Annotated in this window: 3 protein-coding genes; 1 reads left to right on the top strand and 2 read right to left on the bottom strand. The window is 34.3% G+C overall.

The features are described from left to right. On the top strand, positions 1-205 hold a 205-nt coding region (locus AC30RD_RS09610), incomplete at its 5' end, for a hypothetical protein (protein WP_489494333.1). Between the two features lie 233 nt (positions 206-438). Here AC30RD_RS09610 and AC30RD_RS09605 read toward each other — a convergent pair. Beyond that, positions 439-1005 (bottom strand): GMP synthase subunit A, encoded by a 567-nt coding sequence (locus tag AC30RD_RS09605; protein WP_489494332.1) that lies wholly within the window; start codon positions 1003-1005, stop codon positions 439-441. Further along, positions 1002-1243: hypothetical protein (locus AC30RD_RS09600; protein ID WP_489494330.1), on the bottom strand; the 242-nt coding region annotated here is incomplete at its 5' end. The genes AC30RD_RS09605 and AC30RD_RS09600, both read right to left, overlap by 4 nt.

Genomic DNA, 1243 nt, shown 5'->3' with positions numbered 1-1243 from the left:
TGAAGGTTACAATGACGAAGTCATTGACATTGTGTTAAGTGTTATTGAGGAAATAGATAGGAAATTATGCGAGGCAAAAACTGAATATGACGAACATACGATAGGATATGATAAATTAGTTTATATATGCGGAGATAGAGTTGTAACTATTTATTACTATCCAGAGACTGAGAATTTACCGTCTAAAACTGTAATATATATCTAGTTCTTTTCTTTCTCAATTTCCTTCTTTCTATTTTTTCTTCTTTATTTTTTAGAATTGGTGGACCCGCCGGGATTTGAACCCGGGACCTACCGGTCTTCAGCCGGTCGCTCTCCCCGCTGAGCTACGGGGGCTAACTTCTAGTATGGCAGATCTTCAAAGTATTTAAATACCTTACTCTATGGAGTTATCAGTGAGAGGAAGATTCATCAATGTTCAGTGCGACCGAAAGTTCATCATCTACGACATATCTTTACAAAATTTCTAAAAACCTGAATACCATTCTCGGTATGTTCAACCTCAGGATGAAACTGTACTGAGTATATAGGCTTAGAGATGTGTCTCATAGCTTGAACACGTACAAAATCACTATGTGCCAATACTTTAAATAATTCAGGTTCTTTAGAAACTTCAACATTATGACTTTCCCAAGCAATGAAACTCCTACCCATACCTTCAAGAATATCATCCTCATCATCAACATATACAATAACTTCACCAAACTCAGGATTTGATCTTGACAATGATCCACCAAAAACATAAGCAATTATGTGATGACCAAGACATATACCAAGTATAGGTTTTGTAAATTTTCTAACATAATCTATAGAATTTCCAATCTTATCTAAATCATCAGGAATGTTAAACGAACCACCACTTAGAACAATACCATCATACCTCTTCTCAACCTCTTCAACAGGTAGTTCAGGTTTAAACATTTCAGCATCTACACCAATCTCCCTCAATCTCCTATATATCAGATGATTATATTGACCTCCAAAATCTACAACTCCAATCTTCACGATTGTAGATACAGATCTTCTAAATACTTTAATAACTTTCTAATCTTTCTAATTCTCCTTCTAATAAGTCTAAGCTGTCTAGATGCCTTATTAATCTCGTATAATGTTGCTCCTCTCCTCTTCAATTCAACTATAGTTTCTAAAATCCTTCTTTCATAATTTTTCAAATACTCTAACTTACTTCTTAATCTATCAATTTCAAACTTTAAAGATCTTTTAAAAGTGCTATAGCCTGGAC

Source organism: Nitrosophilus sp. (assembly GCF_982775275.1).
The sequence above is the reverse complement of the archived record's forward strand: the minus strand, read 5'-3'. Positions and strand labels throughout refer to the sequence as shown.